General features: G+C 62.9%; 12 protein-coding genes and 1 pseudogene. 6 read left to right on the top strand and 7 right to left on the bottom strand.

Annotation, left to right across the window (positions count from 1 at the left end; genetic code table 11):
* Nucleotide 1 precedes the first annotated feature (1 nt).
* The 7 genes and pseudogenes from AU187_RS26185 to AU187_RS05895 all read right to left on the bottom strand — a co-directional run.
* Nucleotides 2-1,252: pseudogene (locus AU187_RS26185) on the bottom strand (condensation domain-containing protein); the annotation flags it as partial.
* Nucleotides 1,253-1,300: 48 nt separating this feature from the next.
* Complete coding sequence (locus AU187_RS05920) at nt 1,301-1,525, bottom strand: MbtH family protein (protein ID WP_059098234.1); 225 nt, start codon at nt 1,523-1,525, stop codon at nt 1,301-1,303.
* A gap of 663 nt (nt 1,526-2,188) precedes the next feature.
* Nucleotides 2,189-2,527: a hemophore-related protein gene (locus tag AU187_RS05915; protein ID WP_172800172.1), complete on the bottom strand. Its 339-nt coding sequence runs from the start codon at nt 2,525-2,527 to the stop codon at nt 2,189-2,191.
* 138 nt (nt 2,528-2,665) lie between these two features.
* The gene (locus tag AU187_RS05910) at nt 2,666-5,548 is read right to left on the bottom strand and encodes an MMPL/RND family transporter (RefSeq protein WP_059098235.1); all 2,883 of its coding nucleotides are present in this window, start codon (nt 5,546-5,548) and stop codon (nt 2,666-2,668) included.
* Nucleotides 5,549-5,635: 87 nt separating this feature from the next.
* Nucleotides 5,636-8,515, bottom strand: a complete 2,880-nt coding sequence (locus AU187_RS05905; RefSeq protein WP_059098236.1) for an MMPL/RND family transporter — start codon at nt 8,513-8,515, stop codon at nt 5,636-5,638.
* Nucleotides 8,512-8,940 (bottom strand): MmpS family transport accessory protein, encoded by a 429-nt coding sequence (locus AU187_RS05900; protein WP_059098237.1) that lies wholly within the window; start codon nt 8,938-8,940, stop codon nt 8,512-8,514. The genes AU187_RS05905 and AU187_RS05900 overlap by 4 nt, the downstream gene beginning before the upstream one ends.
* 464 nt (nt 8,941-9,404) lie before the next feature.
* Complete coding sequence (locus AU187_RS05895) at nt 9,405-10,202, bottom strand: alpha/beta fold hydrolase (RefSeq protein WP_059098456.1); 798 nt, start codon at nt 10,200-10,202, stop codon at nt 9,405-9,407.
* A gap of 120 nt (nt 10,203-10,322) precedes the next feature.
* Between AU187_RS05895 and AU187_RS05890 the strand changes: the two genes are divergently transcribed.
* The 6 genes from AU187_RS05890 to AU187_RS05865 all read left to right on the top strand — a co-directional run bounded on the left by AU187_RS05890 (nt 10,323) and on the right by AU187_RS05865 (nt 15,905).
* Nucleotides 10,323-11,642, top strand: coding sequence for a sensor histidine kinase (locus tag AU187_RS05890; RefSeq protein WP_059098238.1), 1,320 nt, complete (start codon nt 10,323-10,325; stop codon nt 11,640-11,642).
* Nucleotides 11,630-12,274 (top strand): response regulator transcription factor, encoded by a 645-nt coding sequence (locus AU187_RS05885; RefSeq protein ID WP_059098239.1) that lies wholly within the window; start codon nt 11,630-11,632, stop codon nt 12,272-12,274. Before AU187_RS05890 ends, AU187_RS05885 begins: the two co-directional genes overlap by 13 nt.
* A 22-nt stretch (nt 12,275-12,296) precedes the next feature.
* Nucleotides 12,297-12,764: a DUF6197 family protein gene (locus tag AU187_RS05880; RefSeq protein ID WP_059098240.1), complete on the top strand. Its 468-nt coding sequence runs from the start codon at nt 12,297-12,299 to the stop codon at nt 12,762-12,764.
* Nucleotides 12,765-12,852: 88 nt separating this feature from the next.
* Nucleotides 12,853-13,668, top strand: a complete 816-nt coding sequence (locus tag AU187_RS05875) for a DUF4097 family beta strand repeat-containing protein (protein WP_082691755.1) — start codon at nt 12,853-12,855, stop codon at nt 13,666-13,668.
* 117 nt (nt 13,669-13,785) lie between these two features.
* Nucleotides 13,786-14,496 carry a two-component system response regulator PrrA gene (gene prrA, locus AU187_RS05870; RefSeq protein ID WP_172799383.1) on the top strand — a complete coding sequence of 237 codons (711 nt, stop codon included), beginning with the start codon at nt 13,786-13,788 and terminating at the stop codon, nt 14,494-14,496.
* Between the two features lie 65 nt (nt 14,497-14,561).
* On the top strand, nt 14,562-15,905 hold the full coding sequence (locus tag AU187_RS05865; protein WP_059098242.1) for a sensor histidine kinase: 1,344 nt from the start codon (nt 14,562-14,564) through the stop codon (nt 15,903-15,905).
* Nucleotides 15,906-15,929 lie beyond the last annotated feature (24 nt).

The following is a 15,929-nucleotide window of genomic DNA, read 5'->3' as shown; positions in this document are numbered from 1 at the left end:
CCACCAACACCCGCTGCAGTTGCGCCGCAAGATCGGAGACGTCGAGATCGGCAAGCATTTGAGCGGCGCCCATCGTGCTCAGGAACAGCTCTTCACCGGCGCTGGAGAAGACCAACGCCAAACCGCCCACCACACCGGCATTGATCAGTGACGCCGATGCCGCGGCACCACCGAAGTCCAACGTGAACGAGGAGGGCAGGAAGTTGACGCTGACACTCTCGGCGAGCTGACCTGCGCCGCGGGAGTGCGTTCTGCGCTCGAGTGCTTGCGCTGGAAACCGCTGATGCTGCAACGCTTCCCTGATGCGCGCGTCGACATGCTCGCAGAGAACGGCGACGGAGGACTCCGGCGACACCGTCAACACCAGCGGCACAACGCCGGCCATCATCCCGGGAAGCGTCTTCGACTGCGGGCTCACCCGCCTGCTGACCGGAAAGTCGAGCACCACCTCTGAGCTCTCGGCACACCACGCACGCACCAGCAGCGCACACGCCGCGGTGATAACCGCTGTCTGAGGCACATCCCACGAGTCCGACAACTGTCGAACTCTGCGAAGGATCGCGGGGTCCAACCGCACGGGCGCGGACGGCCAATACGAACCATCGGTCGCGCCTTGGGACAACCGGTAGCTCGGTCCTGCTTCCTGCGGAAGGTTCTTGCTCCAGTAAGCGTGGTCTAGTTGGTAGTCGTTGGACGCTTCGTATTCCGACTCGCACTCGACGAGATCCGCCAAGGAGCCGAACAGCGCAGAAGGAATGGGGGCGCCGGAGACAACTGCGGAGTAGACGGACGCGATCCGTTGGCCGACCAGCGCGATACCGGACCCGTCAAGGACGATGTGGTGGCAGCACCCAAAGAAGTAATACTCATTGGGCCGGGTCTTGAATAACGCGAATTTGAAGAGTGGCCCATTGAACGACATGGGGGTGGACTGAATCGAAGATGCGAGCTTGTGCGCTTCCTGCGCAGGTTGCGCTGAGTCGCTTAGGTCGTGGAAAGCCAGTTCGACGTCCGGGTAGTCGATCGGTTTTTGGAAAACCTGGCCGTCGACTTCAAAGAATGCCGCTCTCAGAGGCTCCGCTTCGCGCACCACCAAGCGGATCGCCCATTCGAGGGCATCGTGTTCTACCGCCCCCTCGATTCGAACGAATAGCCCAAGTTGCCACTCCGCACCGAAGTGAGCCGTTTCGTGCCCGAGCCAAATATCTAACTGCCCGCGCGTTATCGGCAGCAACCGGTCATCAAGCTCCATCGGACCCCCATAGCCGCGGGTTTCTAACCATCACCCCCCGAGCTTTTATTACTCCCCGCGATCTTTCGCCAACCTGTCGCGCAGACTCTTCGGCCGTATATCAGGCCAGTTCTGTTCGATATAGTCCAGACAGGCAGCGCGGTCCGCTTCGCCATAAACCACCCGCCAGCCGGCCGGAACATCGGCAAAGGTCGGCCAAAGGCTGTGTTGCTCCTCATCGTTGATCAAAACGAAAAAGGTGCCATTGTCGTCATCGAACGGATTGATGCTCACCGTACTCCTCACCGTCTTGTCGACATCGTCTCGTCGACGGAAGTTCACCTCCCCAACGATAGATCAGGCCAACAGTGGCGGGCGGGCTTTCGGAAAGTTCCTAGCGAACTACCGAAATCGATAACGCCGGGCTCAGCAATCAGTCCGCGAACCCTGGATCAGGCGCCGGCAGCTCGGACGCCATGACCAGCAGAGATAGATTTTTTCCTGTGCAGTAGCGCCGCAGGGGAGGCACGCAGCTCGTCAGAACGACGAATCCGTCATGGCCGTCGACGCTGCGAGCGAACTCGACGTCGCCGCCGGATCATCGCCCAGCAAAGCCCGCCAAGCCTCTATGAGCTGCCCGCGCCTGCAGCGCCAAGAGATCACCGAACGGCTGCCCCGGAGACGTCCGCATGCTTTGTGTGCGCGCTACGAACCGTTGCAAACCGCCGGCACCTCACTCGAGAACACCAGAAGCGAGTCTAGCCATTCGACATTGCTACGAAACGGTCTCCGAAATACGAACACGAAGGGCACCGATTCCCGGGAAAATATTGTTCCGAGCGGAAATTTCTAGGCCGAATTCAACCCAGGGCGAGACGGTAAGACACTTCGTCCGGCGCCGAGCCACTGCACTCAACCTTTCAAGCACGAAAGCGCGAGAATGTCCTGCTCGCCCGCTCAGTAGTTGCTGCAGGTGTTCGCGACCTGTTGTATGAGCCCAAAATATTGCTCATTGCCTGGCGTGCCGGCGACCATCTGGGCCATCTGCTCGCGCTGATCCCGCGGTGCAGCTAGGAACTGCTGCACACCGGACACCGACATCGGATTGGCTTTGAATTGCGCGGCAGCGGCTGGATCTGCCGCCTCCAGTGCCGAAATCACCTGCGGGTAACTGCACGTTGTGTTGATGATCGGGCCTAGATCAGGAGTTGCAGACGCGACCCCTGCCCCAGCGATCAACGTCAGTGCCAAACCACCAGCTGCGGCGGCCAGTCTTGTCAACGACTTTTCGAGCAATTGCGACTCCCTCCCATTGAAAACTCAAGTATCCGACTCTAACCGTAAAGCTCGAACGTTGCCCGCGCTTTTGAGACCGCGCTGACCCCTCGATGAGGAACGAAATAGGCCGGAAGTCTTACGCCGTTACAGGCGAATCTAGGATGAGCGGTCGTCCGGGAGCAGATAGGACCGTACCAACGGACGGGGTCCTGACGAACGAAGCATCGAGCTGGCGGGGCGGGGACGCACTCGTTGCGGCCACCAGAACCAGCGGCCCAGCAGCGCAGCGATCGAAGGCGTCAAGAATGCGCGCACCACCAGGGTGTCGAACAACAACCCCAGCCCGATAGTCGAACCAACCTGGCCGATGATGCGCAGGTCGCTGACGACCATCGACAACATGGTGAACGCGAATACCAGGCCCGCGGCCGTAACAACCTTGCCGGTGCCGCCCATCGCCCGGATGATGCCGGTATTCAGCCCAGCGCCTATTTCCTCCCTCATTCGAGATACGAGCAGAAGGTTGTAGTCCGACCCCACGCCCAAAAGAATGATCACCGACATCGCAAGCACGAGCCAGTGCAAATGAATTCCCAGAATATGTTGCCAGATGAGGACTGAGAGACCGAACGCCGCACCCAAAGACAACGCCACCGTGCCGACAATGACCAGGGCAGCGATAAGGCTCCGCGTAATGATCAGCATGATGATGAAGACCAGACAGAGCGCCGCGACCCCCGCGATCAAAAGGTCATAGGTCGAGCCGTCGCGCATGTCTTTGTACGTCGCGGTGGTCCCAACGACATGTATTTTTGCGTTCTCCAAGGGGCTCACTTTGAGCGCTTCTTCGGCCGCAGTCCTTATCTTGTCTACCCGCGCCAAGGACTCGGGCGACCCCGGATCGTCCCGATGCGAGATGATCAAGCGCATCGCCTTGCCATCCGGCGAAAAGAACAGGTTCAGGGCGCGCTTGAAATCCTCGTTCTCGAAGACTTCGGGCGGTAGGAAGAAAGTGTCGTCGTTGTGGGCGGCGTCGAACACCCTGCCTATTGCGGTGGCGTTCTCCGATCCCTCCTCCATTTGCTCGAACATTCCTGACATGGTGCTGTGCATTGTCAGCATCGAATGCCGCATTTTGTCTATGGTCGCGATCATCTGCGGGAAATTTTCGATCATCTGCGGCATGAGCGCATCTAGCTTGTCAATGCCCTCCACCAGGATGTCCAACTGGGAGCTGATCTTATCGATACCGTCCAGCGTCTCGAATACGGATCTCATCGACGAGCAGATAGGAATGTTGTAGCAGTGCGGCTCCCAATAGAAATAGTTGCGGATGGGTCTAAAGAAATCATCGAAATCGGCAATGCTGTCTCGCACATCGTAAACGCTGTCTTCCAATTCGTGCATTTTGCCGGTCATGCGATGAGTTGTGTCGGCGAGCTGGAGCATCAAGTCGTACATGCGGTTCATCTGCGCTGACATATCTGCCATTGCGTCGGCCTGCTTGAGCATGACATCCATGCTCCCTTGCATGAAGGGCAACATTTGCACCATGCCGGCGGACTGCAGGCTGATCATGAAAGGGATCGAAGTGTGTTCAAGGGGGGTCCCCTCGGGCCGTGTTATGCCCTGCACCCTGGAGATCCCAGGAACCGCAAAGACTTTCTTGGCCAGCTTGTGCAAGGTCAGAAAATCCGTTGGATTGCGCATGTCGTGATCGGCCTCGATCCAGACGATGTCCGGCATCACTCGCGACTGGGGAAAATGCCGCTCTGCCGCCGCGAACCCCACATTGGCTGGAATGTCCTGCGGCATGTACAGCCGATCGTTGTAGCTGGTTTCGTATGCAGGAAGGGCTAACAACCCGATGAGCGCGAACACGCTGGCCGCAGCGAGAATGGGCGCGGGCCATCGGACGATCGCGGTCCCTAGTCGCCGCCATCGACGAACCGCAATCTTTCGCTTGGGATCGAACAATCCGAGTCGGCTCCCCGCGGCGATGCTCGCCGGGATGAGCGTGACGGCGACCGCAACAACAATGATCATGCCCAGCGCGCCCGGGATTCCGATGGTCTGGAAGTAGGGAAGCCTGGTAAAGCTGAGGCAGAAGATCGCAGCCGCGATGGTCGTGCCGGACGCCAAGACCACCTTGGCAACGCTGCGAAAGGTGGTATAGAACGCTGTCGCCGGGTCTTCGCCGGCCTGACGCGCCTCGTGATAGCGCCCGAAAAAGAAGATCGCGTAATCGGTTCCGGCCGCTATTCCGAGCGACACCAGCAAGTTGACAGCAAAAATCGAGAGTTCGAAGACCTGGTGATCGCCGAGGAACGCTACGAGCCCTCGAGCTACCTGTACCTGGACACCCACCATGATCGCGACGCCGATCACGGTGACGATCGAGCGGTAGACGAACAGCAGCATGATCAAGATCACCGCGACGGTGACGATCGTGATCGTGAGGATGGATTCGTCACCGCTGACGTTCATGTCCGTCACCAGCGGTGCCGGACCCGTGACGTAAGCCTTTACCCCCGGCGGCGGAGGAAGTCGCTCAACGATGTCTCGGACCGCCTCGACGGACCGATTCGCTTTCGCCTCGCCTTGGTCACCGACCAGATTCACCTGGACATACACGGCTTTGCCGTCGGCGCTTTCGGCGCCGGGAGCCGTCAGCGGATCCCCCCAGAAATCCTGCACGTGATGGACATGATCGGTGTCGGCTCTGAGCTGACGAACCAACTCGTCGTAGTACGTGTGCGCGTTGTGGCCGAGCGGCTGCTCACCCTCCAAGACGATCATCGCGAAGCTGTCGGACTCCGATTCTTTGAAGACCTCGCCCATGCGCTTCATCGCCTGCAACGACGGCGCGTCCTCCGGCACCTGCGAGACCGACTGCTCCCTGCCGACCTGTTCCAGCGACGGAAGCGCGAAGAAAGTGACAGCGGCGATCGCCACCCAGCCGACGATGATGAACACCGAAAGCCCACGAACCGCCCGCGCGATGAAAGGCGGGCGCTTATCGAGTCGGTGGTCGCTCATGCCGCCTTCAACAGGCAAGCATCGAATCGACCGATGCGGCAACGGACGCTGACACAGTTGCTCTGCACGACAAGGTCACTCACGAATTCAGCGTTCTGGGTTGAGCAGAAGGGAACGGACCAGCGGACGGGGTCCTGTCGACCGAAGCATCGAGCTGGCGGGGCGGGGGCGCACTAGTTGCGGCCACCAGAACCAGCGGCCCAGCAGCGCAGCGATCGAAGGCGTCATGAACGCGCGCACGACCAACGTGTCGAACAACAAACCCAAGCCGATCGTCGTGCCCAGTTGACCAACGGTGCGCAAGTCGCTGACCACCATCGACAACATGGTGAAGCTGAATACCAGGCCCGCGGCCGTCACGACCCGGCCCGTACCGGCCATCGCCCGGATGATGCCCGTGTTGATCCCGGCGCTTACTTCTTCCTTCATCCGGGACACCAGAAGCAGGTTGTAGTCAGAGCCCACGGCTAGGAGGCAGATGACGGCCATGACGAGCACAGCCCAGTGGATTTGGATGCCAAGAATGTGTTGCCAGACGAGCACCGAGAGCCCGAACGCCGCGCCCAACGAAAGCGCCACCGTGCCCACAATGACCATGGCGGCAATCAAGCTTCGCGTCATGATCAACATGATGATGAAAATGAGGCAGAGCGCTGAGATCGCCGCGATCAACAGGTCGTATGTGGAACCGTCGACAATGTCTTTGACCATCGCCGCACTGCCCGTGAGATATACGTTGGCATTCTCCAGTGGAGTTCCTTTGAGCGCCTCCTCGGCCGCGGTATATATGGGATCGACGAGCGCGATGCTCTCGGGCGACGCAGGTTCGCTGCGCTGGGAAATGAGGAGACGTGCCGCCTTGCCGTCGGGCGATATGAACACATCCAACACCCGCTTGAAGTCTTCGTTCTCGAAGATCTCCTCGGGGATGTAGAAAGAGTCATCATTCAGGGAAGCATCGAACGCCTTACCCATTGCAGTGGCATTGGTGCTTGCTTCGTCCATCTGGGCCAGCATCCCGGACATCGTGCTGTGCATCGTCAGCATCATCGTCCGCGTGTTTTCCATCGTCTGGATCATGGGCGGAAACTGGGCGATCATCTGCGGCATCAGCGCATCGAGAGTGTCGAGATCACCCATTAGTTCGTCCATCTGTGCGCTAATACTGTCCACACCATCGAGCGTGTCGAATATGGATCGCAGCGACCAACATATAGGGATATTGAAGCAGTGCGGTTCCCAGTAGAAGTAATTGCGAATTGGCCGAAAGAAATCGTCGAAATTCGATACGTGGTCCCGCAACTCGTTCGTGGTTTCCTCGAGCTCGTGCGTTTTCTCGACCATGCTGTGAGTCGTCGCCGCGAGCTCCTGCATCAAGCCGTACATGCGTTTCATGAGCGCTATCGTCTCGGCCATATCCTCGGCCTGCACGAGCATGTCCTCCATACGTGCTCGCTGGAATGGCAGCATTTGCATTTGACTGGCTTGGCTCATGCTGATCATGTATGGAATCGAGGTGTGCTTGAGCGGGGTTCCAGCGGGCCGGGTCGGGCCCTGCACCGAGGCGACGCCCGGGACGGAGAGGACGCCTTTGGCCAATTTGTTCAGGACCAGAAAATCGGTTGGATTACGCAAATCGTGGTCGGCCTCGATAAAAAGGATATCTGGTGCGGCCATTTGCGAGGCGGGGAAATGTCGCTGCGCGGCCTGCAATCCCTGAGCCGCGGGAATATCTTTGGGGATCGACTCCTGATCGTTGTAGCTGGGTTGATAGCCCGGCAGCGCCAACAGACCGATCATCGCGACCGCAAGCGAGGCGGCGAGGATTGGCGCCGGCCACCGGACGATCGCCGTGCCCACCCGTCGCCATCGAGGGACCTTGATCTTGCGCTTGGGCTCGAACCACTTGAAGCGGCCGCCTAGGGCGATAATGGCCGGAACCAGCGTGAGCGCCACCACGACTGCAGTGACCACACCTATCGCGGTAGGCAGGCCAAGGACCTTGAACGAGGGCAGGCGGGTGAAACTCAGACACAGAAGTGCGCCGGCAATGGTCAAACCGGAACCCAACACCACCTTGGCAGTGCCTCGGAACGTGGAGTAGAAGGCGGTTTCGCGATCCTCACCTGCCTCGAGCGCCTCGTGATAGCGACCGAAGAAGAAGATCCCGTAATCCGTTCCGGCCGCAATCAGCAGAGCCACCAGAAGGTTGACGACGAACGTCGAAAGTCCAAAGGCGCCGTTGTCACCGAGGAATGCGACGAACCCTCTGGCCACCTGCAGCTGGATGCCGACCGTCAGCATCACGACCAATACGGTCGCAATCGAGCGGAAGAAGAGGAGGAGCATGACCACGATCACGGCCAGGCTGACCAACGTGATCAGCATGACCGTCTCGTTGCCGGTCTCACCCATCTGCGCAACGAACGGCGCCGGCCCGGTGAGATAAGCCTGGATACCCGGCGGCGGCGGCATCCGCTCGAGGATCTGCCGAACGGCCTCCACGGATTCGTTCGCCGAAGCTTGGCCGACATTGCCGTTGAGGGTCACTTGGACATAGGCAGCCTTGCCATCGGCGCTTTCCGCGGCGGCGGCCGTGAGCGGGTCCCCCCAGAAATTCCGAATGTATTTCACATGCTTGGTGTCGGCTTCCAATCGACGAATCAGTTCGTCGTAGTACGCGTGCGCTTCGTCACCAAGCGGCTGCTCGCCCTCCAAGACGATCATCGCCAGCGCATCGGAAGTGGATTCACCGAAAAGCTCACCCATGCGCTCCTGCGCCTGAATCGACGGCGCATCGACGGGAGTTTCGGATACGGCCCGCTCTCTTTCGACCTGTTCCAGTTGGGGAACCGCGGTATTGAGGACGAACGCGACGGCCAACCACCCAAGGATGATCGGCAATGCCAGTCGGCGGATCCACCGCGCGATGAACGGCGGCTTGTGGCGCACTTCGTGGTTGCTCATGCTGCCTTCAGCATGCAAGAGGTGAACGCGTTGACTCCCTGGCGGATCTTCTCCGCTTTCACTTCGCCGTCGACGATGATGCGGCAGCCGATGCTGTTACTGTTGCCGGCCTGCGCGATGATGTTTCCGATGCCCGCCGCTTCGGTGATCTCGAATTTGGACGACCACGGCAGGCTGACGCCCTCGACGAACCGCGGTTCGGCATCCACGTCGAAATAGCTGATGTCTGCCACCGTCCCCGGCGGACCGAACACCTCGTAGGTCAGATACTTCGGATCGTAGGTCTGTTGATCGGCAACCTGCGTGTCGGTGTCGGAATAGGAGGGACGTTTATCGTTGCCGAACATGCCGTGCAGACGCGACACAGTGAAACCGCCAGCAATCACCACGGCAAAAATGAGCAGCGGAATCCAGACCCGCCTCAGAATCCTGAAAATCGCGAATTCCCTCCGTCCGTTTCCACGCCCGTCGACATGTCAGCCGCTCGAACATGCAACTACACATCGGCCGTGACACGCCAGACGGCGACGCCTCGGATGCGGTAAGCATCCGAGGCCAGCCGCGCGGGGGTCACCGCAAACGTGCAGCGCCTCGGGGAGCAAAACCCGATCTTGACGAGTAAAGCATGCCGTCGGCCTCCACAATTTTCCCGTTCCCAACGCGATACGGGATCGTAATGCACCCCACTGCGTTGAGGCACGGTATCTAAGTCAAGCTCTTACCGACAACTCAGGTCCCACACTTGGCCCCGGGCGGCTGAGGGAGTTTACCGTCGGTGGTTTCCATATGGAAGACACGGATCATCAAGGTCTGGTGACGATTCAACTGCGCTCGCCGGCTATCGAATTGAACCGATCGGTGTTCGTGATCGGTTGCAAGGATTGACTATTCAGCTCCCACCATCAGCAGCGCCGCCGGCGAAGAACTCGAGGATCGCCGAGTTCACTACCTGTGGTCGCTCGAGGAAGCCCAGGTGACCGGTGTCGGCGATTTCGCGGTACCGCCCGTTCGGGAGGGCAGCCGCCACCTCGGCGCCGAGGTGTGGCGGCATCACGAGGTCATCCGCGAACCCGATAACCAGCACCGGGGTGGCAATCACCTGGTAGACGCGCAGTCGATTGCTTTCCGGCGCGACCCCGTACTGGGCGCGGGTCCCGGGAGTCGACTTTGTCGGCCACATCGTGAAGGTGTCGATCCAGTCCTGAACGGTCCGGTCATCGTTCAAGGTCTTCGGTGAAAAGTTCTCGAGTAAGCGCAGTTTCGCTTCGTACGTGGGTGGCAGTTCGACGTCGGCATCGACGAAATCCCGTTCGGCTGTGGCGAAGAAGTCACGCGCACGGTCGTGGCGTCCCCGGGTGGCCATCAGCGCCGCCTGGCTCACCAACTGGGGCCGGGACAGCATCAGTTCCTGCGCGATGTATGACCCCATCGAGGTGGCCACGATTCGAACGGGCGCAGCATCGAGCTTCTCGATCAACTCGGCCGTGTCAGCCACCATCGTGGCCGTGGTGAAACCGTCGGCATCCGCCGTGGCGCCGACCCCTCTGTTGTCGAACGTGATGACGCGGTAACCGGCGGCACGGAACGCCGGCACCTGGTGGACATGCCAGGTGCGTCCGACACCGCCCTGGCCGGCGATGAACAGCACCGGATCTCCGTCTCCACGGTCGTCGTAGGCCAGGCTCACCACGGTAGGACGGTACTACGGTTGCGCTGGTACAACGGGTGCGTATGGGGGGGATAACCCCCACAAATCAGTCCGGTAAACGGCATGTTGTCCCGCTGGGCCGTTCCGTACGTTGAGATTATGGTTGCCGCCACGGGTCACGAGGTCAAGCCGGACACGGCTGACCCGACGAGGGCTGCGATGGTTCGGTACATCGGCTTGGTTCCCAGCGCTTCGATGATCGTCGGCGCGATCGCCGCCACCGTCTGGCTCTGGCTTTATCTCATCATCGTGATCCTTGGGATCTGGCTGGTCCCATCAGTGATCGGGTTCGGGCTTGCCCTGCTCTTGTTCGTGTATCTGACGCGCGGCGCAGAGTGGCTCGAGCGTCGGCGTAGCGAAGCCGTGTTCGGTATGAACATCCCGGTACCGCCCCGAAAGATGTCTCACTACAGCGGATTTCATGGGTGGTTCAACCAGCTCGGGTTGGACATCACCAGCGCCCGGTTCTGGAAGGGCTGCGCGCACCACTTCCTTCGGATGGTCTACGACCTCGTCGCCGCCGGTTTCGCACTGTTTCTGCTGGCGTTCGCGTTTCTTGCGCCGGCAGCCGCGATCGCCGTGAGCCGCAGCGACGGCGACGCCGGCCTGTCGTTCATCCCGTCTTACATTCCGCCCGCTCTGGCCTGGCCGCTGGCCATCGTCGCATTGCTTGCGGCCGTCGCAATCGTGGTGTTCGCGCCGATCATCGACGCCAAGATCGACCTTTGGCTGCTCTCCCCCTCGCCGGCCGCGATGTTTCAACAGGAACTGAACGCCCTGGACGACGCCCGGCTGGGCGCGATGTCATCCGCACACGCCGAGCGCCACCGCATCGAACGCGACCTGCACGACAGCGTGCAGTCTCGCCTCGTCTCGCTGGCAATGTCCATCGGCCTCGCCCAAACCAAATTCGACGCGGACCCGGCTGCCGCGAAGGCGCTGATCGCCGAGGCCCATCAGGACGCGAAGACCGCTTTGGTCGAACTACGGAACGTGGTGCGCGGCATCGCGCCGACGATCCTGTCCGACCGCGGCCTGGACGCCGCGCTCTCATCGGTGGTCCAGCGCGCCCAGAACACCGGGGTCTCGACGACACTGAACATCGACCTTCCCCGGCGTATCCCTGCGGAGACCGAATCGGTCGCGTACTTCGTGGTGGCCGAGGCACTCACCAATGTCGCCAAACACGCACGCGCGTCGCGTGCCGTCGTGACGGTGCGACTCGACCAAGCCCAAAACACGCTGCACGTCTCGGTATTCGACGACGGCCGCGGCGGCGCGCAGATCAGCGACAGCGCGACCGCCACCGGCCTGCGCGGTCTGGCCGACCGGGTGCGCGCCGCCCGCGGGACGTTCACGGTGACCAGCCCGGCAAGCGGACCCACAACTGTCACGGCGGTGCTGCCATGCGCATCGTGATCGCCGAAGACTCGGCCCTGTTGCGCGCGGGGGTTGAACGCCTCCTCGTCGACGCCGGCCACGAGGTCGTCGCGGGCGTGGCCGACGCCTCGAACCTGCTGGCCCTGGTCGACGAAACCAAACCCGACCTCGTGATCGTCGACGTGCGCATGCCACCGACGTTCACCGACGAGGGGATCCGCGCTGCCGCCCTGCTACGGAGCGAGAACCCCGAGTCGCCGGTACTGGTTTTGTCGCACTACGTCGAAGAGCGCTACGCCTCCGACCTGATCACGGCCGACACCCGCGGCTTCGGCTACCTGCTCAAGGACCGCGTGGCCGACGTGCCGGCGTTCCTGGACGCGGTCGCCGTCGTCGGTGGCGGTGGGACTGTGCTCGACCCTGAGGTCGTCTCCCAGATCCTCGCGCGTTCGAATCGTCGCAGCGCGCTGGATCAGCTCACCCCCCGCGAACGCGACGTACTCCAGTTGATGGCCGAAGGAAGGACCAACTCGGCGATCGCCGCGACGCTGCACATGTCGACCGGTTCGGCCGAAAAGCATGTCGCCTCCATCTTCACCAAATTGGGGTTGGCGCCCGATGACACCGAAAACCGCCGTGTCCTCGCCGTTTTGCGCTACCTCGAGTCGTAATCGAGAGAAGGGACTACAAGTCATGAGGACTAAGACGAAGACCGACCGAGAGGTGCTCGAGGATGCGTTGACGCTCATCGAGGGTGACGACGGATGGATCCAGGGCACCTACTGCCGCGACGCCGACGGCGTTGAGGTGCGCCCCGTCGCCGGCTCCCCAGGCGAATGGGTCCGGGTCCGCACCCAGCACGTCGGTGGGGGCGGCTACGTGGTGCACACCGAATCCGGGGCCACGCCATGCAGCTTCTGCCTGGGCGGGGCGCTGCGCGCGGCGGCCGGCTACTGGAGCGATGCGCAGCCCTACGTGGCACTCGACCAGGTCGAGCGGCTGGAGTGGCTGCTGCTGCGGCTGGCCAATTCCGTCGCCGCGCCGGCGTGGCCGAGCCTGCAGGCGTACAACGACGACGCATACACCACCAAGGCCGACGCGGTGCTGTTGCTCAAGCGCGCTGCGGCGCACCTTGATGCGCAGGATGATAGGGAGCCGTGATCCTCACCGACATGGCTGCCAGGTGCCGCCCCAGATCCCGGCAGAGGAGCTGCCAGATCCCCCAACTGCAGCTCCTCTGCCGCCCTTAGTGTCCGGCGGCCGACGCACCGCGGTGCGCGCCGCGCTCGTCGCCATCGCGGGATTGGTTTCGCTCGCCACGCTGGCCGGGCTCGGCGTTTTCGCGTTCGGGCTGGCCGGCAGCCGCATCGTCACCAACACGCAGGTGCTGCCGGCTGATATGCAGCGGCTGAGTATCGACACTGGCGACGTTCCGGTGGCCGTTCGGATCACCACCGATGGCAGCGCCGACGAGCCCCGCGTCGACCTGCGAATGGTGACCAGGGCGGACGGTCAGCAGCCGACCGTCGTCACCGACAACGGCAGCAGCCGCGTGACTCTCGGCGACGCCGCTTCCGGGTTCCCGTGGTACATCGGCACCGGAGAACTCACGGTCGTCCTACCGCCCGATGTCGCAAGGGGTTTGAGCGTGACAGTCGACCGCCGGGCCGGCTCGCTCACCACCGACGCCGGCCTCGATGAGCTGGTCGCGAATATCGACGACGGCGCCGTGACGCTCGGCGGCTCGGCCCGCGTGATCGACGTTGCGGTGCGCCGCGGTGACATCAGCACCGACACCAGGATCGCGGTGTCCGAATCGTTCAGGGCGACAGCCGAAACCGGCAGCATCTCGGTGGAATTCCGTGCGGCGCCGCGCACTACCGAAGCGATCGCCGATGGCGATGTGACGGTGGGCCTGCCCGGCTCTGAGCCATACCGGGTGCGCGCCCAGTCCGAACTGCCGAACGGCGAGACGGTGACCGTACCGGAGACCCCCGACCCGAGCGCCCCCGTCGTGACAGCTCACTCGAAAAGCGGCAGCGTGAAGGTCACCGAAATCCGCTGAGGCGGGCCCGTGCAGCAAACGTTCGAGTGGCACCTGGCAAACCATTCGGCGGTCCTCGGCCCGGTGCGCCGCCCCGTCCGCCCACCCTCCCGCCGATACGCCCTTCCTTCAGGCAAGATTGACGGCATGAACAGTGGTGCAGCCTCGCCCCGGGTTCTCGTGGTCGACGACGACCCCGACGTCCTGGCCTCTCTCGAACGTGGGCTGCGGCTGTCCGGGTTCGACGTGGCCACCGCCGTGGACGGCGCCGAAGCCCTGCGTAGCGCGACCGAAACCCGGCCCGACGCGATCGTCCTGGACATCAACATGCCCGTGCTCGACGGCGTCAGCGTGGTCACCGCCCTGCGCGCGATGGACAACGACGTGCCCGTCTGCGTGCTGTCGGCGCGCAGTTCGGTCGATGACCGGGTCGCCGGTCTGGAAGCCGGCGCCGACGACTACCTGGTCAAACCGTTCGTGCTTCAGGAGTTGGTGGCGCGGGTGAAGGCGTTGCTGCGCCGCCGCGGGTCCACCGCGACGTTCTCGTCGGAGACCATCCAGGTCGGCCCGCTCGAGGTCGACATCCCGGGCCGCCGCGCGCGGGTCAACGGCGTCGACGTCGACCTGACCAAGCGCGAGTTCGACCTGCTCGCGGTGCTGGCCGAGCACAAGACCGCCGTGCTGTCGCGCGCGCAGCTGCTCGAGCTCGTCTGGGGCTACGACTTCGCCGCGGACACCAACGTCGTCGATGTCTTCATCGGCTACCTGCGCCGCAAGCTCGAAGCCGGCGGCGCACCCCGCCTGCTGCACACGGTGCGCGGAGTGGGATTCGTGCTGAGGACTCAGTGATGTGGGGGCACCGCCCGCCCGCAGGGCAGGGGGACGCTTGCGCGAAGAACCGACAGCAGTGAGCCATGAACCTGCTGTCGCGGATTTTCCGCCGAACTCCCTCACTGCGCACCCGCGTCGCGCTGGCCACCGCGATCGGCGCGGCGATCGTCGTCGTCATCGTCGGGACGGTCGTCTGGGTGGGCATCACCAACGACCGCAAAGAGCGCCTCGACCGTCGACTCGATGAGGCCGCGGGCTTCGCGATCCCGTTCCTGCCGCGTGGCCTGGACGAGATCCCGAAATCGCCGAACAACCAGGACGCCGTCATCACCGTGCACCGCGGCGGCGAGGTGACGTCCAACTCCAACGTCGTGCTGCCCCAGATGGAACCCGGTTACGCCGACACTTATGTCGACGGCGTGCGCTACCGGGTGCGCACAGTCGACATCCCCTACTACCCGGGGCCGATGTCGGTGGCCGTCGGCGCCACCTACGACGCCACGATCGCCGACACCAACAACCTGCACCGGCGGGTGATCGTCATCTGCGTGTTCGCCGTCGGTGCGGCGTCGGTCTTCGGTTGGGTGCTGGCCGCGTTCGCGGTGCGCCCCCTCAAGAGCCTCGCTCAGCAGACCCGCCAGATCGACGCCGGCGACGAGGACCCGGACGTCGAGGTGCGCGGCGCCACCGAGGCCGTCGAGATCGCCGAAGCGGTCAAAGGCCTGGTCGAACGCGTCTGGAAGGAACAGGACCGGACCAAGGCCGCGCTGGCGTCGGCGCGCGACTTCGCGTCGGTGTCCGCCCACGAACTGCGCACTCCGCTGACAGCGATGCGGACCAACCTCGAGGTGCTGGCCACCCTCGATATGCCTGAGGAGCAGCGCAAGGAGGTGGTCAACGACGTCATCCGGACACAGTCGCGCATCGAGGCCACGCTCAGCGCGCTGGAACGCCTGGCCCAGGGTGAGTTGTCGACCGCCGACGACCATGTGCCCGTCGACATCACCGAGCTGCTGGACCGCGCCGCGCACGACGCGATGCGGGTCTATCCGGATCTGGACGTGTCGTTGGTGCCCGCGCCGACGGTGATCATCGTGGGCCTGCCCGCGGGACTGCGGTTGGCGGTCGACAACGCGATCGCCAACGCCGTGAAGCACGGCGGTGCGACGCGGGTGCAGCTGTCGGCGGTCAGTTCACGCGCGGGTGTGGAGATCGCCATCGACGACGACGGCGTCGGCATTCCCGAGGAGGAGCGCTCGATCGTGTTCGAGCGGTTCTCCCGCGGGTCGACGGCGTCGCACTCCGGCTCCGGACTCGGCCTGGCGCTCGTCGCGCAGCAAGCCGAATTGCACGGCGGCACCGCCACTCTGGAGGAGAGCCCACTGGGCGGCGCACGCCTGCTGCTGCGGCTGCCGGGCGTGCGCTGATACTGCCGAGCAGACGTAAAGTGC

The organism is Mycobacterium sp. IS-1556 (assembly GCF_001499985.1).
Taxonomy (GTDB): Bacteria; Actinomycetota; Actinomycetes; order Mycobacteriales; family Mycobacteriaceae; genus Mycobacterium.
Note: the sequence above shows the minus strand (reverse complement) of the source record. Positions and strands in the feature narration are given on the sequence as shown.

Bases quoted from the DNA above. Each gene is read 5' to 3' on its own strand.
- AU187_RS05890 (WP_059098238.1), top strand. From the start codon at position 10,323: ATGGTTGCCGCCACGGGTCACGAGGTCAAGCCGGACACGGCTGACCCG.
- AU187_RS05905 (WP_059098236.1), bottom strand. From the start codon at position 8,515: ATGAGCAACCACGAAGTGCGCCACAAGCCGCCGTTCATCGCGCGGTGG.
- AU187_RS05880 (WP_059098240.1), top strand. From the start codon at position 12,297: ATGAGGACTAAGACGAAGACCGACCGAGAGGTGCTCGAGGATGCGTTG.
- AU187_RS05865 (WP_059098242.1), top strand. From the start codon at position 14,562: ATGAACCTGCTGTCGCGGATTTTCCGCCGAACTCCCTCACTGCGCACC.
- AU187_RS05910 (WP_059098235.1), bottom strand. From the start codon at position 5,548: ATGAGCGACCACCGACTCGATAAGCGCCCGCCTTTCATCGCGCGGGCG.
- AU187_RS05885 (WP_059098239.1), top strand. From the start codon at position 11,630: ATGCGCATCGTGATCGCCGAAGACTCGGCCCTGTTGCGCGCGGGGGTT.